Source organism: Bradyrhizobium sp. 141, from assembly GCF_023074055.1.
Lineage (GTDB): Bacteria > Pseudomonadota > Alphaproteobacteria > Rhizobiales > Xanthobacteraceae > Bradyrhizobium.
In genome coordinates this window covers 79,551-99,049 of record NZ_JADPKR010000100.1, presented here as the reverse complement: position 1 = coordinate 99,049, position 19,499 = coordinate 79,551, and the positions used below count along the sequence as shown (strand labels likewise).

The following is a 19,499-nucleotide window of genomic DNA, read 5'->3' as shown; positions in this document are numbered from 1 at the left end:
CTTCAGCAAACTGCAAATTACTGCTTCACGTTCGATCCGGCCACTTGTGGCTTGATCGCAAGAACAGATCATCCCGCGCGGTGCGCGGCCAGGCGAGCGGCCGGTGAAGGGTTTGTCTCCGCGAAGACTATCCCTTCCTCCGGTTCCTATCTGTCAATCTCAAGCCGTCGAGGCTTTCTTCACCGGCGGAATCTTCCACGATCCGTTGATGATCGAGGGGTTCTTCTCGCTCGGCCAGTACAGCCGCATCATCAGGACGAAATCGCCCGATGGCGCCGGAAGCCAGTTGGATTCCTTGTCCTTTCCCGGTGACTCCTGCTGGATGTAGAGATCGGTCGAGCCGTCCGGATTCGATTTCAGATTCTCCCGCGCGCTGATCGAGTAGCGGTTGATCGGATTCTTCACGAAGAAATAGCCGGAATCGTACATCGTCACCGACCAGAAGCCTTGTGCCGGCGGCAGCTGCCCCTTGGGGAATCGCATCACGTATTTGTTGGCGCCGTTGTATTTCCGGCCCTCGGCGTCCTTCTGCGATGTCGGGTACACGGCGTCCTGCGGGCGGTTGGCGCCGAGGCCAATGGCGGTGACAAGCGCCCGCATCAGATAGTCGGTGCCGTAGATGCCGGTCTTGGTCGTGAAGCCCCAGCCGCTCTCGTCCTTCATATCCTTGTTGATCTTGAACTGAAGCATGATCCGATCGTTGGCGATTTCCGGAACGCGCTTGACGAAATCCGCCTTGAGCTTGCTCGCATCGAAATCCTGTCCCGGCACGATTCCGATCCTGGCGAACTTGGCGAGCTGCGGCGTATCTGCGGCGGCAGGCGGATTGTCTTTCATGAGCTTGCAGAGCATCGTGAAATAGGCCACCGCATCCATGCGATTGACCTGCTCGCGCACGGCCGTCTTCATGTCCTGAGACGGATTCACGGTGCCCGCGGGCGGTGTGTAGGGCTTGCCATAGGAGCTCAGCGGCACCAGCTTGAATTCATCCTGCAGCTTGTGCACCTCGGCGTAGTCTTCCGGCGTGCCGGTGCAATAGATTCGGCCGAGCAGCCACACGATGCTGGTCGGCGATTTGTATTCCTTCACGCCGGCGGGCAGTGTGCCTTTCCATCCGGGGCCCGTGATCGCATAGGTCTGCGCGCCGGTGCCGGTCGTCCGCTTGCCCGGCACCTGGAACACGGTGGTCCACCCATCCAGCATCGGAAACAGCGCGTAACGGCCTTTCATGTCCGGGATGCTCAATACCCACGGTTCCTTGCCGACATCGAAGAACGCACTGGTGTAAAGCGTGTCCGCGTTCGGTGCGGTTACGTCCCTGTAGGACGCGTTGGGATATTGGCGCAGCTTGATGATCTGCCCCATCGGCGCTCGGGTCCCGGCCGGTGCCGCGACGTTGGTGAGAACCCTGCGCGTCATCTCCATCGTCACCAGCGGATAGCCGAAGATGTAGGCGTCGGTGGCGAGCGCGAAATCCTCAAATCCTTCGCCGATGCCGAGCAGTTCACCGAGTTCAGCCCGGCTCATCGTGCTCATGGAGGCGCTGGCGAGCAGGCTGATGCCGCCAATCGTTACGTTGCGACGGGTGATTTCCATTGGAATGATCTCTCCTTACATCTGCGCCTGGAAACGTATTGTTGTGATTGTCGGAAGCGATAGTCCGGCATTGTGCAGGTGCTGCGAGGCAGCGCCTGCCTTCAGCCCTTCCCTCCTCTCAATAACAGGGCGGATACGGATAATAGCCGCAGGCCGGACGGGCGTAGTACGGCGCGCCATAGGCGGCTGCGACTCCGGCGGCGGCGCCGGCATACATTGCGCCGCGGAAGGCCGCCCGGCGCCAGACCCCGAAAATATCGACGAAGATCGAAGCCGGTCCGTCCCCACCATTGAGATCGCCTTCAAGGGTCTGAACATTGAAAGTCAGCTTGTCGCCGTCGAGCTTCGGGTTCTTCAGCACGACGACGGCGTCCTTCACCGAGCCATCCTTGCCGAGGACGGACACGGTTGCGTTCGGCGGATCCTTCACGAAGCTGTCGTTGCCTGGCGTGCTCGCGCCCCAATCTGCGATGAGATTCGCGGTAAGCTCATGGCCGGCCGCGCGCACTGGCCGGTCAGCAAATATGATGGAATTCGGCGAAACGCCGATCAAAGTCAGCACATCCCCTTGAAGGGTCGCCCCGCGGGAATTGAGCACGATCAATGAGGGTATCACCTCAGGCTTGGCTGGCGTGGATGGCGTGCCGATGGTCTTCATGGGCGGTGCTGGCGCGTTCTGGGCAAGCGCTACGTTGTTACCGCACAGGGCAGTGGTCAGAGCCAGCAATCCGAAAATCTGATTTAACTTCGTGATGCGCATGACATCAATTCCTTCTCTTGCGGAAGTATCGATCGGCGTCATAGCTCTCTCGCTTCCAAGCGAGAGGTCGTGCATCGAAACGTGCAATACCGGCTGCAGTTAACGCATGGCGTCCGCAGAATCAAAAACGCGCGCTGGAATTAAATCTTATGGGCCTGTAGTTTTGGCAGGGTGATGCTTCAGCTACCTCCACGAGCATCATGATAGCACAATCAGAGAATGAGGGCCAGCCATGGTCATTGTTCTGAACTCATGCCGCTGAGGCGGTAACACCGGCCAGTCGCTCGATAAGCCAATACGCGGCCATGATGCCGATCGCATAGGTCGTGGCCAGCCTTGCGTGGCGCTCGACGACAACCGGGACCTTGATCCATTTCGCCAATCGCAAGGCGCCCAGAACGGCCGCAATGAAGATCAGTTGCCCGGCTTCCACGCCGACATTGAACGCAAACAATGCGAGCGGAATATCCCCTTGCGGCAAGCCGATTTCCGTCAGTGCACTGGCAAAGCCGAATCCATGCAGCAGGCCAAACGAGAAGGCCACGAGCCACGGCCACTGCGCGGTCAGGCTCGCTTGCCCGCGGTCGGATCGAATGATCTCGCAGGCCAGAAGAAGAATGCTCAGCGCGATCGTGGCTTCAACCGGCGGTCCGGGTACGTGGACCACCCCTAGCGTCGCAAGGCTCAAGGTGATGGAATGGGCGACCGTGAACGCGGTGACCGTGATCAGGAGGACGCGGCCCCGACGCACGATCAGGATCAAGGCCAACACGAACAGCAAATGGTCGTAGCCGAACAGGATATGCTCGATGCCGTGCATCAGATACGCGCTCGCGACCTCCAGCGAGCTGCGCGACGTTGCGATCTCGATCCACGGTCTTGACGAACTCACCAGCGTGGTGGAGTAGCTACCATCGAGCAACTGCACGCGCACCAGCGCGTCCGTGATGGTCGCCTGCAGGCCGACGATTTCGATGCGTGCGCCGGTGAGACCGCTGTCCAGTTCGATCAGCCTGCGTTCGATGAGCGAGTCCGAAAGTTCGCGCAGGGTCGGCTCGGTGACGTTGCGTGTTTTTTCCGGGAACCGGAGCGCGACTGGAAGCCGCATGCCGGACGACAGTGGCGTGCGCCAGACGATCTGATAGCGGTGCGGCGCAATCTCGGTCACCTCCATGTACGCCGGGCGGGACTCGTGTGCGGACGCGCCAGTCAAGAAAGCGAGCACTGCGAAGACGATGCCTAGACATCCCAATCGTAGAGCCATTTCACGGCTTCTCCGGCAGCACGACCTGGTAGCGTGCCCGCATTGCGTCGTAGGCTTTCGCTTTCGCTTGCGCGCGCTGGTCAGCGACCCAACTTGCTTTGATGTCAGACTCGATCTCCTCGAAGGCCGGCACCCTGCGTGGCGCGGCAGAGTCGACGAAAATCAGGTGCCAGCCGTACCCGGATTTCACCGGTCCTTGCCACGAGCCAGGTTTGATATTCACGAGCGCCCGCGCGAAATTCAGTCCGAATAGCTTGGCCATATCGTCGAATGACCGATCGCCGTAGTAATCCTGGTACATGAAGGGGTCACCAACGGCCGCGACGTCTTTCGCATCGGTCGTCTGCCCCGCGACTTGCTCCAGGGCTTTCGCGGCGGCTTCCCGGGTGCGCTCACCATGTCGATCGGAGGAAAAATAGAGATGACGGAACGAGATTCGCGGCAGGAGGGTAAATCGCTGCTGATTGTCCTTGAACCAGGCCCTTAGCGTATCGGTCGAAGGGTCGTTGTCGATTGAAGCGCCCTCGACCAGAAATTCCATTTTCTGCGCCAGGCGCCGCTTGACGATGGTGTCGTCCTTGTCCAGTCCGAGCGCCGTTGCCTCGCGAAACAGCACCTCCTCCCGAACCTTGAGCTCGATGAGATTTTGCATCTGCTCCGGAGTCGGCGGCGGCCGGCCCTGCGCCAGCCAGGCCACACTCATCTGAACAAGGTCGTCCGGCGTCAGAACAATCCGGTTGGGTCCGGATGTGTCTTCTGATTTGGGATGCAAGATGCGGTAGCCAGCAAACAGCACCACGGAGATCAGAAGAAAATGAACCAGCGGTTCACGCGACCATCGCCGCAGCCGCGATGGCCGAGCCGGCACGGCTACGTCCGGATTCCTGCCGGACGCAGCGCCCTCATCCGTTGGACGATCTAACAACACTCAGGGCTCTTGCTGACAACTTGTCACGCTAGAAGGGAGAACGCTCGGCTTGACCCAAACTGAGATTCTCCAAATTTACCGGTGTCGGAACGATCTCATAATTGGCATAGCCGTATTCATTGCTGCGCGCGCCAAAATACTTGTCACCCACCTTATAGACGGTGACCTCGTAAGGCAGGTTTCCGAACGCGGTGACGATCTTGCCATTCTTGATCGAATAGGACGATGGCGACCAAGTTCCCCGCTATGCAGGACGTCGCCGACCTGGCCCGGCTGTGGCAGCGTCCCGTCAACATTGGTGATCAGGCGCCGGCCAGCCGCACTCCAGATGACCTGGAAGATGCTGCCGGTCACGTTATTGCGAATCCAGGTCGACTTGCCGACGAGGAGGTCCTTGAGTTGGGCATCATTCAGCGCGGTCGCGCCTGGCCGCTGTTGCAGGCTGGCGATGGTCGTGCCGGGTTTGACGGCCTGCCGCGCCTGCTCGGTCGGCGTGTACCAGATCGGCGACGCCCAGGCGCGCTCCTGTACCGTGGCCGCAACGACGTCGGGAGGATTGATGCCGAGATTCTTGGCCTGAATCGTGGTCCACCGCGGCGTCGGTATTTCAAGTGCCCGGGCGTAATAGAATGCGTCGAGACTGGGGTCGAATTCCGGATCACTCCACACGGTCTTGAGTTCGACCGCGCCGATCGTGTTCTCGTAGCTCGCTTCGTGAATGTTGACGGTACTGCCAATCGGCGGAACCTTGCCGGTGACCGGATCGGGCGCACGCTTGCCCGCCCAGACCACATCAAAAACCTTTTCGAAAGTCTGCCCGTCCTTGGTCCATCCCTTGACGATTTGAATGCGGTCAAGATTGCCCGATGTTGGGTCCTTCACGGCCCAAACCGCGAAGGACGGGGCCTTCTTGTCCGCCGACTTCGACGGCAGGTCGCCTCCCATCGGCACGCCTTGCGCGTAGGCGGTACGAACCCACAGCCGGTCCTTGAGCCAATCCGGAACGATGTTCCAGACTTCCCTGCTCTTTTCGCCCTTTGCGTCCTGGCTATATTCCCATCCGCCAAAAAAGCGCAACTGGATACGTGGCCCACTGGTTGCGAAGGTTTCCTTGCGCTGCATTGCATTGAATAACGAAACGCGGGTGTTCTCCTCGGCCCACAGGCCGGTGAGGCCGGCGGGGTTCTCGAGGCGAACGTCGAGGCCGGCGAAGACGTGCCCCTCCATGCGCTGCTTTTCCTCGCCATCGTTGCGGGCATGGCCGCCGTAGAAGTTGTCCTGACGGTAGGGCACGCCGGTATTGTGTGAGTCGGAGCCGCCGACGATGCCAAATTTGTAGGGGTTATAGCCCCGCGAAACCTGCATCGCGATTCCGGTCTTGTAGGCGTCACGGAAATAGCTGCCCGGAATGGTCGGGAAACGTCCCGCCGGATCGCCGAGCAAATAGGTCAACACCTCGAAATTCGCGAACTCATCGTTGGGCGACAGGCTCGGATGCGTCTCTGACTGCCCTTTGATCTGCTTGATCTCGGATAGTTTCTCATTGCGTTCGCGCGACTCGGCCCAGGCCTTGTCGATCGGCCGACCTTTGAAATCCAGCTCTGTCGGGAACATGATTCCGTCGGAGAGGTTCGCGTTGTGCGAGATGGCCAGCAACTCGTTGCCTGCCTTGCGCTGGCCGTCCATCCAGTCCCACAGGTCTTCCGGAGCCGACGAGTCGATGGAGCTGAATGGTAACTCCGGCACCTTGGCGCAGTCCTTGAAGAAGACGTTGCGGTGCATGTTCCGGTTGTCGGGCGTCGATGTCCATTCGTAGGAACAGAACGTGGTAAATATCCCGGGCTTGTTGAAGCGATCCGCGATCGCATTGTTCTCTTTCCAGATGCTGCCGGCAACGTCGGGGCTGATCAATTCATTGATCGGCTTCTTGTCGATGATCGTGTAGCCGAGCCAGAGATAAATTCTCTGAATATCGGCTGCGCTGCGAACCTTCAGCTTCTCGGCGATCGGCAGCTTGCTCAGGGCCGAGCCGGGCGTATTCGCCAGCTTCACCGTGCCGACATATTCCGAGTGATCGGTGACGCCGATCCAATCCAGCGGGGTCGTGATCTTGATGGGATATCCCATCGGGTGCAGGATGGTCTCTCCGGTCGCATATTTGTAGGCGTCTGACGGATCGGTCTTGGTGTTGCCGAAGATGTAGGCGTCGAACGACCAGCCCGTATGGACGTGGGTCTCCCCGAAATACGCGTTGCGCTCCGGGGTGGTCTGAGCGAACGCGGGCGATACAAGGGCCGTAGAAGCTGCAAAGGCAAACAACGCGATGCGATAGCTAACACTCGTCATGTCCGTGCCCCTATTGGCTTCGTTGACGTCCAAATCGATAGGTCGACTCGTTACGCGGGTTGGCCGCCATCTCGTCCTAGTGATGGCGACCGTCGCAAAACATCACCGCGCCGCGACGATAGCAGGCGGCTTCCACGTACCTTCACCTGCCGGCAGGAGCGAAGGCGGCTCGGTCTTCGGCCAGTATAGCCGCATCACGAGGTAGATCGGCCCGTTCGGCGCGGGCAGCCAATTGGCTTCCTTGTCCGCGCCAGGCGACTTGTTCTGGATGTACAGCGTGACCGAGCCGTCGGCATTCTTTTTCATGTTCGTCAGCATCGGCGAATTGATCAGATAGCGGTTGATCGGGTTTTCGATCAAAAGCTGCGACTTGCCGTCGTACATCGTCACCGACCAGAATGCATTCACCGGCGGCTGCTCGCCCGGCGGGAATGTCAGCGTATAATTGTTCTTGCTACCGTCGAGCGTTTGGCCGTCGCCGTCGATACGTGTTTGCGGATAGGTCGCTTCCACCGAATCGTTGCCATAGATACCGGCTTTAGCTGCGACAGCGCGCTTCAGCCAGTCGCCATTGTAGTGGGCGTTGTCGCCGAAAGGCGCGCTGACTTGCCAGCCGTTGATCCTCTTGCCGACGGTCGCGACGGCTTCCTCGACCTTCTTCTCGCCTTCCTTCATGCCAAGGCCGACTTCAAGCTTCTGCTCCAGTGGCAGGTCCTTGAAGTTGAATGTCTTGCCGGGGCCGACGCCGATCTTTGCCAGTGCTGCGCGTATTTCCATCTCGTTCTCTTGCGCCGGCGCAAACTGCAGCACGAAGTCGAGATATTCAAAGAAGTTCGTCTTCACGAGCTCCTTGTCGATCTTGGGAAAGTCGACCGCCGCCGATGCAGTCGTCGCTGGCTGCTTCAGATAGGCGGAAAGCGGCTGCATCTTGTAACCGGCCTGGACCTTGACGACGTTGTCGAGATCCTCCGGATTGAACAATTGGGTGCGAATGATGGCGAGCGAGAACTGCGTGCCCGACTGGAACACCTTCTTGATCCCCGGCGGAGTTGCGCCCTTCCAGTCCGGCCCGACCACCATGTAGTCGCCGGCATCGCTTCCGGTGGCGCGGCTCCCTAAGTAGCCGTAATTGTAGGTGTTGCCGTCCACGAGCTGGACCGAGTAGTAGCGTTTCGGGTCCACCGCCGGGACGGAAATGACGATGGGCTCCGCGCGCAGATCCATCCATCCCATTGAATAGGGCGTGTCGCTGTTCGGCGTGACGATGGCGGTGTCCTTGTACGTGTAGACACTCGCCTCGTTCTTGAGGTGGTTGAACGGCGCCTTGAACTGGCTGGAGTTGCGATCGACGACATATTCGTACATCACGCCATAGTTCATCACGATCGGCAGGCCGAAGATGAAGCCGGCTTCGGCGATGTCCTTGGCCTTGAAGAAGCCCGGTCGGTCAGACTGCGCAAGCGCAGAGATCGGAGCCGTCGCAACTGTCATTGCCGCCAGGGCGGTGGAACGGAGAAGATCGCGTTTGGTCAACATGGCACGCACCATTATTGCTGATGTCTTGGTCCAATTTTCGTTCCTGCTGGATGAAACAGCAACGGTGTATCCTTTGATCTAAATCAATACCGATCGGCGCGGGGCTCGCCTTCGCGCGCTGATGTTGGTCTCCCGAAACTCCTTTTCGCCGGTCTCTTAGTAGCAAGGCGGGTACGGATAGTAGCCGCAGGCCGGACGGTAGTATGGGTGGTAGTACGCAGCCGCGCCGTAGGCCGCCGCACCGACCGCGCCGGCATACATCGCGCCACGGAATGCGCCGCGACGCGCGACGCCGGCAAACGACATCGGCGTGAACGGCCGGCCGATGATGTCGATGAAGAGCGCGGCGCCGCCGTCGGCGCCGGCAAGATCGCCTTCAAGGGTCTGAACGTTGAAGGTCAGTTTGTCGCCATCGAGCTTCGGATTCTTCAGGACCACGACGGCGTCCCTCACCGAACCATCCTTGCCGAGCACGGAGACGGTCGCATTCGGAGGATTCTTGGCAAAGCTGTCCTCGCCCGATCCCCATTCCGCGATCACATCGGCGGTGGGCTGGTGGCCCGCGGACCGCACTGGACGGTCGGCAAATATGATCGAGCTGGGTGACACACCGGTCAGAACGAGTGTGTCGCCCTGCAACGCCGCACCACGGGAGTTAAGCACGAACAGCGAGGGCACGATCTCGGGTTTGGCGGGAGTAGACGGGGTGCCGATAGTCTTGATGGGCGGCGGCGTCGCCGCGTTCTGGGCGAGGGCCACACCAGTGCATAGGCCGGTGGTCAGAAACAGCAATCCGAAAATCTGATTCAATGTTGTGATGCGCATGACATCAATTCCTTCTCTTGCGGAAGTCGATTGATCGGCGGTCATAGCGAGCTCGCTTGTGAGCGAGAGGTCGTGCATCGAGACGTGCAATATCGGCTGCAGTTAACGCCGCATGGCGTCTGCAGAATCAAAAACGCGCGCTGGAATTAAAATCTACGGACTTGTAGTCTGACAGAACCTCGAAGGGTGATGCTTCAGCTACCTCCACAAGCATTACATTAGCACAATCTTAGAATGAGGACCAGCCATGGTTATTGTTCTATGCCTCTACCTCATTGCGCTTTGGGTCGTGTTCTCGAAATTCAGACTCGTGCGGTGGGGCTGGCTGTCGGGGACAATCTCGCTGCTGATCGGCGGATTTATTCTCGCGACATTTCTTGCGCTTTTTAATTATCTGACGCCGTCGGGCCGCGTGACGGTGACCGGCCGTGTGGTGGAAGTGACGCCGAATGTGACGGGACAAATTGTCGCAATCCCGGTCAAACCGAATTTGCCGGTGAAGAAGGACGATGTCTTATTTCAGATCGATCCGGCGCCGTTTCAATACAAGGTCTCGCAGTTACAGGCCTCGCTCGCGGCAGCAAAGCAGCAGACGGAGATCCTGAAGGCAAATTACGAGCAGGCGAGCGCAAATGTGGCGGGGCTTACCGCTCAGGCCGCCTACAACAAGAAGCGTCTCGCCGACATTGAGACGCTGGCCTCTGACGATGCCAACACGCAATTTCAGGCGCAGGACAAGCAGGTTCAGTACGAAACCGTGTCGGCGCAGCTCACGGCTGCGCAGGCGGCCCAGCAGAGCGCCAAGCTTGCGCTGAATTCCGAGATAGGCGGTGTCAACACCACCGTTGCGCAAATTCAGGCCCAGCTCGAGAACGCAAATTGGGAGTTATCGCAAACATCCGTTCGCGCGCCCGCCGACGGCTACGTCACCGTCGTCGCCTTGACTGTCGGCGACCGGGCGCTGCAGGCGCGCTCAGCGATGTCGTTCATTGTCGAGAAGGAGATCGCGCTGGTTGGCGTGTTCTCGCAAAACGGGTTTCAGACCGTCAAGGAAGGCACCGCGGTCGACCTCGTGTTCGACAATGTGCCGGGCCGCATCTATCACGCCAGGATCATCGGCATTCCCAAGGGCATCGGGCAAGGCCAGATCGCCGTATCCGGGACGCTCGCCCGCACCAACACGTTCGGCGGTGCGACCGTGTTTCCGGCGCAGATCTCGACCCCCGACGGGATGGACCGTGACACGCTCCGATTGGGGATGTCCGGCAGCGCCACTGCCTTCGCCGACAATGCCGGCGTGATCGGGTTGCTCGCCTCGATCCTGGTATGGGTCAGCTCCTACACGGCCTATCTCTAGCCGATCGGTTCGCGGAGAGACGCGTTGCAGCGCAAGCATGTGGCACCCTTCATAAAGCTGCATGCACACCTTTCTCGGGTTATTCAAGTTTCTTCTATCGTGGAGTTCGGGGACTATGATGCATCGCAATACCGTCGCGCCTGCTCATCTGTTTGCTGGCGTTCTTCTCCTCGCCGCATCGTTGCTGACCGGAAGCAGGTCTCATAGCGGCCTGATGATATCCCCCGCGCAAGCCGCGGAAGAAACGCCTAAGGATGAGCTCGCTGCGCAAATTCGCACGCAGGGCTTTGTCTGTGATCGGCCGCTCCGCGCGACCAGGGATGCAAAGCGGTCCAGGCCCGATTATGCCGTCTGGGTTCTGAAATGCGGGAACGCGACCTACAGGGTCAGCCGCGCTCCGGATATGGCAGCAAAAGTGCAGCCGTTGGAATAGCCGATATCAGCGACGTCGGGCACCGAACGCGATCGTCGATCGAACAACGCGCGAAATGAGTGAACCGATAGTGAGACACCGCGGCGCGGGAGTTCATCCCCTCCCGAGTCAATACGCGGCGCCCGACGCACTGCGTCTAGCCCGAGCCGAACACCAATTGCGAATGGGCCGGTCAAACACCTCGACGCAAAAACAGCGTCACCCCAGGGCAACACGACGGCGCGATTTCACAGCTTGCCACTTTAAGGCGAGACATTCACAATCTCACTGGCATACTGTCGTGAGCAAACAGTGGGGAAGCACATGACGCGCTGCATGCCCGAACGCAAGTCTGGTCGTCGGCTGATGTACCCAGCCATCTGCGCAATCATGGCGATGTCCGCAGCCTTCGACGGCGCATACGCCGACGAAAGCGGCGTTTCCTACTGGCTTCCCGGACGCTTCAGCAGTCTTGCCGCAACGCCCGCGGTGCCGGGATGGTCCATGGCGGAGGTTTACTATCACACCTCTGTATCGGCGTTCGGCGCCGCGGCCGCGTCAAGAGAAATTCAGATCGGCCGATTTCCGGCGGCCGTCAACGTCAACCTGGATCTGCATCTGAACGCGCAGGCCGATCTGGTGCTGCTCAACCCCACCTACACCTTCGCGACGCCGGTGCTGGGCGGACAATTGGCTGTTGGCGTCACCGGACTGTTCGGACGGTCGGCCGCCGACCTGAACGGGACGCTCACAACGGGGTTCGGACCGTTTGCGGTAACCCGCACGGGAAGCATTGGCGACTCCGTCACCTCCGTCGGCGACCTCTATCCGCAGGTGACGCTGAAATGGAATCAAGGCGTCCATAACTTCATGACCTATGTGACGGGAGACATCCCCGTCGGGGCCTACGATCCAAACCGCCTGGCCAATCTCGGCATCGGTCACGGCGCCATCGATGGCGGCGGCGGCTACACCTATTTCAACCCGCAGGCGGGACACGAATTTTCGGCGGTTGCGGGCTTCACCTACAATTTCAAGAATCCGGACACGCAGTACCAGAGCGGCGTCGACTTCCATGTCGACTGGGGTGCTTCGCAGTTTCTCTCCAAGCAGCTCTTTGTCGGCCTTGTAGGCTATGCGTATCAGCAGATCACCGACGATTCCGGGCAGCACCCCATCCTCGGTGGTTTCCGCTCACGTGTCCTTGCCGTCGGTCCGCAGATCGGATTTCTGTTTCCGGTCGGCGACATGCAGGGCTATCTGAATCTGAAAGGATATGGCGAATTCGCTGCGGAAAATCGGCCAGCAGGCTGGAATACGTGGCTGACATTCTCGATCTCGCCGATGGCGCCGACTAGTACCGTGGCGCCGACACGACGGATCGTGACGAAATAGGGAATCGGGCTGAGCCGGGCCGGCGTGATACATCGCGGTCCCGCAGATATTTGCGTCTATTCGCCACGATCAAACGTCGTGCGGAGGCGGTCGAGTGAGTCTAGGAGTACGCAGACGCCGCTATTTGCTGCTCTTCGTAGCGGTGATCGCTTGTTACGTCACCATCAGCTACCTGGTTCTACCAGCCACCTGGTCGCGGATCGAACACGAGCCTGGGCTCTCGCATCTGCCCATGCTGACTTCGACGGCGCAGGGAATTCCAGGCGGTCCCATTAACGTCGGCCTCGTCGGAACCCGTGAAGACGTCGTTTCTGCATTTCATGTTGCCGCCTGGTTTCCCGCAGACCCGATTACGTTGCGGACCAGCGCCGAAATCGTGGGCAGCGTCCTGTTTGATCGGCCTTACAAAGATGCGCCTGTCAGTCCGCTCTTCTTCGAGGGACGGCGCGAGGATTTGGCCTTTGAAAAGCCGGACGGAGTGAGCGCTGACCGCCGCCAACACGTCCGGCTATGGTTAGTCCTTGCCAACGGGGCCGATGGAAGTCCCGTCTGGCTTGGATCCGCAACTTTCGACAAAGGGGTCACACTGAGCCGCGATACCGGCCAGATTACTCATAGGATCGCACCAAACATTGATGAAGAGCGGGACCAGTTGATTGGCGAGTTCAACCAGGCGCGGGTGGTCACGGGCATTTATCAAATGCGAGGGATCGGCCCCACACTCAATGGCCGGAATGGCGAAGGGGACCCCTATCACACCGACGGAGAGATCTGGGTGGCCAGGCTTGTCCGTCGAGGGGAGAAAGCAGAGAAGGTCACTAAGATGCTACCGGCGCCCGCTTTGATTCAGATAAAGGATGCGGCGTTTTCCTGGATTTCGCAGGCCCGATGATCGTTCCGCAGGCGAACTATTCGGCTTCCGCAACTTCCCTGGTTGCCGGTGCTTTGCGAAGCACTGTCCGGCGATGGCTCATGAGATATTGGAGCCTTTGGGCCGCAAGACCAAGCGCTGCCATCTCACGTTCATCGGGGCCATCACCACTCACATTCCTGGCCAGTTCAGTCTTCAGTATGTCATCCACCCTCTTTTCGATTTCCTCCAACTCGGCCTCGCTCTTCGCGCCCTTGATCTCACTGCCGAGTTCGTAGAGCGGTTCGAGCATGCTTCGAGACCCTGCGCCCGAGCCGACGAAACGCCACGCTGCTAAGATAACAGAGATCAGCGATCCGATTAGCAATGACCCGTAGTAGAGCTTGTCATCGTACTTATCGAGGAAGCTCTGCTGATTCCCGTTGTAGTAGGTGGCCGCTCCCGGATGGATGGGAATCAGCGCGTTGGCATCGGTGCTCGGAGCTGCGGCTTGCGCCAGTATCGGGTATTGCGACAACAGATCCCGCCGGACGTCGACAAGCGACTGGGTCAGGTCCGTGATGGTGTCGGCGTCCACCGACTTGTTGGCGACCAGAAAGAATGACACTCGCAGCGACGTCAGGTCGTCCGCAGGAATGGGCGGGGATCCCCGCAAAGTGCCCTTTGGAATGTCATAGCTCTCATAATACTGCGCGACATTGGCGACCGCGCCGGCCGACTCGATTTCGATCAGCTTTGGAGCTTCTCCTTTTGCGCCGGACCGCTGGAAGAATTGCCTGACTTTTGCCAGATAGTTCTCGGTAAGAGGCACGACAGCAAGAAGCGCCTGTACCTGTCCGGACGACAGCGCTGCCGCGCCTTCCTTCACCGCAACGTCATGGAATCGAACCTTGGCGCGGTCGAATTGATATACCTGCTTCAGGGCATCAACGGTTGGCCGGTTGATGGGGCCCCCAACGACTCCGATTGTCGCGTCGCGCAGATCGCCAAGACTGTCGGCGCTGACGGTCGAGGGCGCCATGATCAGGACCACGCCATGCGTCAGCAGGAGGATGCTTCTTGCATCTGCGAGGCCCCCGGTATCGCCGCGAACCACGGCAAGCTCCGCCTTACCCGAGGCCAAGAGTTCCGACGCTCTGCCCGACGTCAGGCTATCGATGACTTTCAACCGCGTGTGCGCGTTCGATGCCGCCAGGCGCGCCGAGATCGCCGAGATCAGCGACAGCGCCTCGCCGTCGAGCGAGCCGGCGGCCACGGTGAGGTAAACAGGTTTGGCAAAATGGTGATAAGTTAGCCATCCGCCGGATATGACGGCGGCAGTTGCGATTCCGACCACCGTAATGCGCAACCATCGGGGCCACAGATTGACTGCAGGGCTCGGCATCGCTTTCTCCCTGGCTTGAAGCGAGCCGGGCGTGCTCTCGCCGTCGCGATTTTACATAGGAGATCGCGCAAGGCGAGCGTAAACTGCGTGCGACCACTCCGATGCCCAGGCCTTCCGGCGAAGGCCGCTAGCCCCGACAGAACCCATGTTGTCAGACACTCCATCGGTCAGTCAGCTCTCACATGTTATCTCCCAGGCGGCTGCGCCTGCGTTTCTTCTCGGTGCATTGGCCGCCTTCATCGCCGTGCTGATATCCCGCCTGAACAGGATCATTGACAGAACAATCTATTTGAACGGAATCCCCGACGAAGATACCGCAAGATCCAGGCTCAAGGCCGATTTGCCACGCCTCATTCGACGCGCAGCCATGCTCAACCGCGCGATCTTCTGGTCGGTGGTCGGAAGCATTTCGATCAGTATTCTGATCGTCGTGGCATTCGTCAGCGCGTTCTTTCAGATTGCGCATGAGCGCGGCGTTGCCATCCTCTTTATCGTCTCCGTTGCGGCCTTCATGGTATCGCTGGTTGATTTCGCGCGGGAGGTTCGAATTGCGCTGAGTGAATTCGATCATTACGGATGACACTCGGCGCCGTACCAGGTTCGCACCAGAAACAACTTCGCCAAACCGCAACGGACACCATCAAAGGCAACCGAAAACGCCACTGAATCAACGAAGCCGATCATTGTCCTGCCGCTCATAGCGGTCTGGTTGCAGGTTCGAATCCTGCCGGGCCCACCAGAGAATCAAAAGCTTAGTCGGGTTACCTCATTGACCCATTGAACCATCGCACCAGAAACCCCATCGCCGCTGATTACCGCCATTGCTTCTCTTCGGCCGTCCAGGCCCAGCCCGGCAGCCGGCCTTCCCTGCTGAACGCGGACACGACATTGTCCAATAGCCGCGATACATTGTTGTCGAAATTGTTGTAGGGCAGCGACTGGCTGAACGCGATCGAGCCGGTCGAGAACACCGCACCGTCGTTTGGCGCCGTGAAGTAGACCATGTCCGCACGGACGCGGTAGTCGTGTGATCCTGATAATCCCGGATAGGGATACAGGATTTCCTCAACCACGGTCTGGTAATTGTCGCTGTGCCCGCCGGAAGACGCCACGATCAGCGTGTGCGGCGGCGTGCCGAGCGCAAGGTCGTAGCGATCGATTTCGAGCCCACCAGCGGCACCATGCGCCAAGCCGAAATCGCCGACGATCTCGCCTTCGATGCCCTTGAACATCCAGTCGGCACGGCGATGCCAGCTGTCCGGCATGCGGCGGAACGGCCGCGCCGAGTCGAACCCTTCCGAGATGAAGCCGATGCCGAAGATTTTCTGCGGCGGGCGTCCCAGGTCCTTCCACAGGCCGCTCTTCTGACCCGTCGTCGCCAGAAAATATTCGCCGGGACGTGCCTGCCATGCGCGCATGCCCGAATTCAGCTTGCGCACCTCCATGCACCAGGGATCGTCCTTGTGATAGCCGACGTTCCAGTAAAAGCCATTGCCGCCGAGATAGATGAAGCGGCCACCGTCGGCGATGTAATCCTCGATCGCGTTCAGGATCGGCTCCGAGACATATTCCGGATGGGTGCCGCTGAGCACGACGCGATACGGTTTGAGCAGCGCCTCGCCCTCGCGGTGCAAATCCTCATCCGTCACGACGTCGTAGGCGTGGCCCATCTGCTCGAGCCAGGCGATGATCGACAGATCGGCCGGGAACTGCCAGGTCACACCCATCGACGACATCCGCGCTTTCGGCCGCATGTTGAGGATCGGGCGCCGATAGGTGCTATAGCAGACTCCTGCACCGTCGCCGTGGTGGTCGTAGAGCGATAGGCCGAACTCCTGCGTCTCATAGAGCTCGATGTCGACCTGCGAGACGATCGGCGACTGACCCGCGAGCGGCTGCATGATCTCGGCATCGAAGCTCAGATGCTCGTTGGCATAGGCGAGATAGCTGCCGGTCGGCACCAGGAATACGATCGGTGCGGTTGGCCGCAGCGGGCGGACAAAGAACACGACGTATTCCTCGCGCAGTCCCTTGCCGTCGCCGACTCGCAGCCGGAACGCATAGGCGCCGCTGCGCAGCGGCGGGACCTTGAAACGCTTCGTCAGTTCCCATTTGCAGTCGATGATCGCATCGTCATGAAATTCGACGCCGCCATATTGATGCGGCGCCATCCGATAACAGTCGTCCCAGCCGGTCCAGTTGAAGCCGGTCTGGCCGCGCACGGGACGATTGTAGCCGTCGGCATGGAGGCCATAGGGACCACTGTCGACCACACGGTCGCCGATGCCCTTGTCGCTGTAGCCGAGCGTGGTGTCCCAGAACGTCACCTGCCCGTTCGCCGGCGCCATGCCGGTCTGCCTGAAATGGTCGAGCTCCTCGCGCGTCAGCACGCGGTCGAACACCGCGGGACGGTCGAGCTTGCCGTTGAGACATTGGGTGACGAAGTGGCCGCGCAGGGTGTGAAAATCCTGCGCGCCGGCCAGGATGAACGGCACCTCAGGCGGATTCAAGGGGCGGAAGCGCAGCGTCTCGCGCACATGAGAGCGGAAGTCGACATTGGCGACCTTGCTTAGCAGGCTGTTATAGCGGTTGGCGACGCCTTCCTGGTAGAGTGTCGCGACGCCCGTCGTCGCGTCGAAAGTTGCCGCGACGAAATACCAATTGTTCTTGAGCAGCGGCACCTCGCCATCGAGATAGTCGACCTCCTTGCCGTCGCCATAGCCGAACTCGAGCAGTCCGTCGGGATTGAGCCACAGTCCGTAGCCGCGATTGCCGAAGGCATCCCAGCGCCCCATCAGGCATTGCCGCTTGCCGCCGCCGGGACTGTTGGGAAAGACGAAGGTGGCCAGCGTAAAGCTGCCGTCGAGCGCGAGGCGCCGGTCGGGATCGGCCACATTCAGGAAAGCACCGACCTGGGTGTATTGCTTGCGGACAGTCCAATTGCCGTTCAGCTCGCAGGCAATCTCCTCCTCGCGATAGCCGGGGCCGGCGGGATGCGCATCGCCATGGATCAGCCGCACCAGTTGCGCATCCACCCCGGTGGTGCCATCGGCATGCACGTAGAATCCGATGTCGTCGCCCGGCTTGACCGAGATCTTGTCGGCGTATCCAAAGATTTTCTGCTCGGCCATGTCTGTTCAGGGTCTCGTGTCGTGAATTGAAAACGGTAAGCTCAAGTTTCGAGCAGATCCTGCACGCGGCGCAGGAACAGCGCGTGATAGGCTTCGTCCGGCGTCGGATAGAGGCTGTCCTCAACCACCCGCGGCGCGGTGCCGCGATGGCCCGACAGCGCGACGATGCGGTAAGCCTTGAATTCTTCCAGCACCATGATCGCGTATTTGTCGACCTGGCCCTGCCGGCGGAAATAGATCAGAAGCCGCTCCAGCGCCTCGCTGTGCTGGCCAAGCGGCCTTGTGCGATGCTCCTCGATCACGGTGTCGGTGACCAAGCGCTTGAGGAAATCGCGCTGCATCTTGTCGAAGCGGCGGAAGAAGATCTGGTCCTTGTCCGCGGTCTCGGTGGCTTCTTCGGGCAACATTTCTCCGCCTTTCTCCGCGCGGGTGGCGCGGCGCTCGCTCTTCTTCTTGTCGCGCCAGGTGCGAAACTGACGCTTGATACCGAACAGGCCTTCGCGCAGGAACAGCACCACGGCCAGCATGATCGCTCCGATCAGCATGTAGCGGAGCGGACCAAGATCGATCAGCACACGATCGATGAACACCACGATGGCCGTGCCGGCGACCGCGCCCTCGGAACGGCCGATGCCGCCGATCACCAGCATTGCCAGCGACAGCAGCACAGTATCGAAGGAAAACAGGTTCGGTGAGGCGCCGCCGAAATGGATGGCATAGAAGCCGCCGATGAAGCCGAGCGCGGTCGAGGAGATCAGGAACACCATGATGCGAGCGCGGATGAAGTCGACGCCGCAGGCTTGCGCAAACGCCTCGCGCTTCTCAGGCGCCATCCGCAGCACCCGGCCGAGCCGCCTGCCGTCGATGAAGCGATAGACCGCGAGCGCAAACAGCATCAGCGCCAGTGAGGCGTAGTAGCCGAACAACAGCCGCGGCATCTGGCCGAGGCTGGCCGGCAAATAGCTCGGCGCGCCGTAAAGGCCGCCGGTCGCCGAACCGAATTCGCGCGACTGCACGACATAGACCCGGCAGAGCTCGACCACGCCGAGCGTGAGCAACGCGTAATAAAAGCCGTCGAGCCGCATCGCCGGCAAGCCGATGATCAGGCCGAAGGCGAGGCCGATCGCCGCCCCGACCAGGGGCAGCATCCACCAGGGCAAACCGAGCTGGATCGCGAGATAAGTGGTGCCATAGGCGGCAGCGCCGACCACGGCGTAGCTCGCCAGCGAGAAGATGCCGGCAGTGCCGATGATCAGCATCCAGCACAGATTGATCGCGGCATAGATGCCGAATACGGCGGCGGCGCTCATCACCGTGTTCCAGCTCGCGGCCGGCACCACGGCAGGTCCAAGCACCAACGCGATGAAGCCAAGTATCCACCAGATCGGCCGCTTGTCGACGATGGTCTTCTCGCGACGCATCGTCTTCGGATTGTATTCGCCGCGGATCTGCAAAAACCGGCGACGAGTCGGCCAGTAACGCTTGCGCCACCACAGGCGGCCGCCATGGCCGGGCCATTTGTAGTAATAGCGCAGACGGCCGACCGGATGCATGCGCGGCTTGAAGGCGCGCGTCTCGTTCCAGGTCGTCTGGTGCGACAGATGCGGATTGGTCGGCGCCTCGCGTGCGGCATTTTCCGGATAGAGGCAATCGGTCGGGTCGATCCAGATCGGCTGGGCGGTGTCGGTCATGGC

13 protein-coding genes and 1 pseudogene are annotated in these 19,499 nt (G+C 60.2%); 4 read left to right on the top strand and 10 right to left on the bottom strand.

Going from position 1 to position 19,499, the window contains the following annotated elements; genetic code table 11:
* Positions 1 to 159: 159 nt before the first annotated feature.
* From IVA81_RS30885 to IVA81_RS30855, 7 genes and pseudogenes are all read right to left on the bottom strand, one after another.
* Complete coding sequence (locus tag IVA81_RS30885; protein WP_247324957.1) at positions 160 to 1,596, bottom strand: DUF1254 domain-containing protein; 1,437 nt, start codon at positions 1,594 to 1,596, stop codon at positions 160 to 162.
* Between the two features lie 118 nt (positions 1,597 to 1,714).
* Positions 1,715 to 2,254 (bottom strand): hypothetical protein, encoded by a 540-nt coding sequence (locus tag IVA81_RS30880; RefSeq protein WP_247325256.1) that lies wholly within the window; start codon positions 2,252 to 2,254, stop codon positions 1,715 to 1,717.
* 352 nt (positions 2,255 to 2,606) lie between these two features.
* Complete coding sequence (locus IVA81_RS30875; protein WP_247324956.1) at positions 2,607 to 3,530, bottom strand: HupE/UreJ family protein; 924 nt, start codon at positions 3,528 to 3,530, stop codon at positions 2,607 to 2,609.
* A gap of 91 nt (positions 3,531 to 3,621) precedes the next feature.
* Entirely contained in the window at positions 3,622 to 4,548 is a 927-nt protein-coding gene (locus tag IVA81_RS30870; protein ID WP_247324955.1) for a peptidylprolyl isomerase, read from the bottom strand.
* 28 nt (positions 4,549 to 4,576) lie between these two features.
* Positions 4,577 to 6,894 (bottom strand): annotated as a pseudogene (locus IVA81_RS30865) (DUF3604 domain-containing protein).
* Positions 6,895 to 6,996: 102 nt separating this feature from the next.
* Positions 6,997 to 8,430, bottom strand: coding sequence for a DUF1254 domain-containing protein (locus tag IVA81_RS30860; protein ID WP_247324953.1), 1,434 nt, complete (start codon positions 8,428 to 8,430; stop codon positions 6,997 to 6,999).
* 156 nt (positions 8,431 to 8,586) lie between these two features.
* Complete coding sequence (locus tag IVA81_RS30855) at positions 8,587 to 9,300, bottom strand: hypothetical protein (RefSeq protein WP_247324950.1); 714 nt, start codon at positions 9,298 to 9,300, stop codon at positions 8,587 to 8,589.
* Between the two features lie 202 nt (positions 9,301 to 9,502).
* Here IVA81_RS30855 and IVA81_RS30850 point away from each other — a divergent pair, with 202 nt between their 5' ends.
* The 3 genes from IVA81_RS30850 to IVA81_RS30840 all read left to right on the top strand — a co-directional run bounded on the left by IVA81_RS30850 (position 9,503) and on the right by IVA81_RS30840 (position 13,311).
* On the top strand, positions 9,503 to 10,612 hold the full coding sequence (locus IVA81_RS30850) for a biotin/lipoyl-binding protein (protein WP_247324949.1): 1,110 nt from the start codon (positions 9,503 to 9,505) through the stop codon (positions 10,610 to 10,612).
* A gap of 778 nt (positions 10,613 to 11,390) precedes the next feature.
* Positions 11,391 to 12,419 carry a transporter gene (locus tag IVA81_RS30845; protein WP_247325255.1) on the top strand — a complete coding sequence of 343 codons (1,029 nt, stop codon included), beginning with the start codon at positions 11,391 to 11,393 and terminating at the stop codon, positions 12,417 to 12,419.
* Positions 12,420 to 12,543: 124 nt separating this feature from the next.
* Positions 12,544 to 13,311, top strand: a complete 768-nt coding sequence (locus IVA81_RS30840) for an LssY C-terminal domain-containing protein (protein ID WP_247324947.1) — start codon at positions 12,544 to 12,546, stop codon at positions 13,309 to 13,311.
* 16 nt (positions 13,312 to 13,327) lie between these two features.
* On the opposite strand, the gene IVA81_RS30835 is transcribed toward IVA81_RS30840, so the two are convergent.
* Complete coding sequence (locus IVA81_RS30835) at positions 13,328 to 14,674, bottom strand: TAXI family TRAP transporter solute-binding subunit (protein WP_247324946.1); 1,347 nt, start codon at positions 14,672 to 14,674, stop codon at positions 13,328 to 13,330.
* A 145-nt stretch (positions 14,675 to 14,819) separates the two neighbouring features.
* On the opposite strand from IVA81_RS30835, the gene IVA81_RS30830 reads away from it, so the two are divergent.
* Entirely contained in the window at positions 14,820 to 15,254 is a 435-nt protein-coding gene (locus tag IVA81_RS30830) for a DUF2721 domain-containing protein (RefSeq protein WP_247324944.1), read from the top strand.
* Between the two features lie 232 nt (positions 15,255 to 15,486).
* Here the strand turns inward: IVA81_RS30830 and IVA81_RS30825 are convergent, their stop codons facing one another.
* Both IVA81_RS30825 and IVA81_RS30820 read right to left on the bottom strand, forming a co-directional pair.
* Positions 15,487 to 17,805: a LamG domain-containing protein gene (locus IVA81_RS30825; RefSeq protein ID WP_247324942.1), complete on the bottom strand. Its 2,319-nt coding sequence runs from the start codon at positions 17,803 to 17,805 to the stop codon at positions 15,487 to 15,489.
* Positions 17,806 to 17,846: 41 nt separating this feature from the next.
* Positions 17,847 to 19,496, bottom strand: a complete 1,650-nt coding sequence (locus IVA81_RS30820; protein ID WP_247324940.1) for a branched-chain amino acid ABC transporter permease — start codon at positions 19,494 to 19,496, stop codon at positions 17,847 to 17,849.
* Positions 19,497 to 19,499 lie beyond the last annotated feature (3 nt).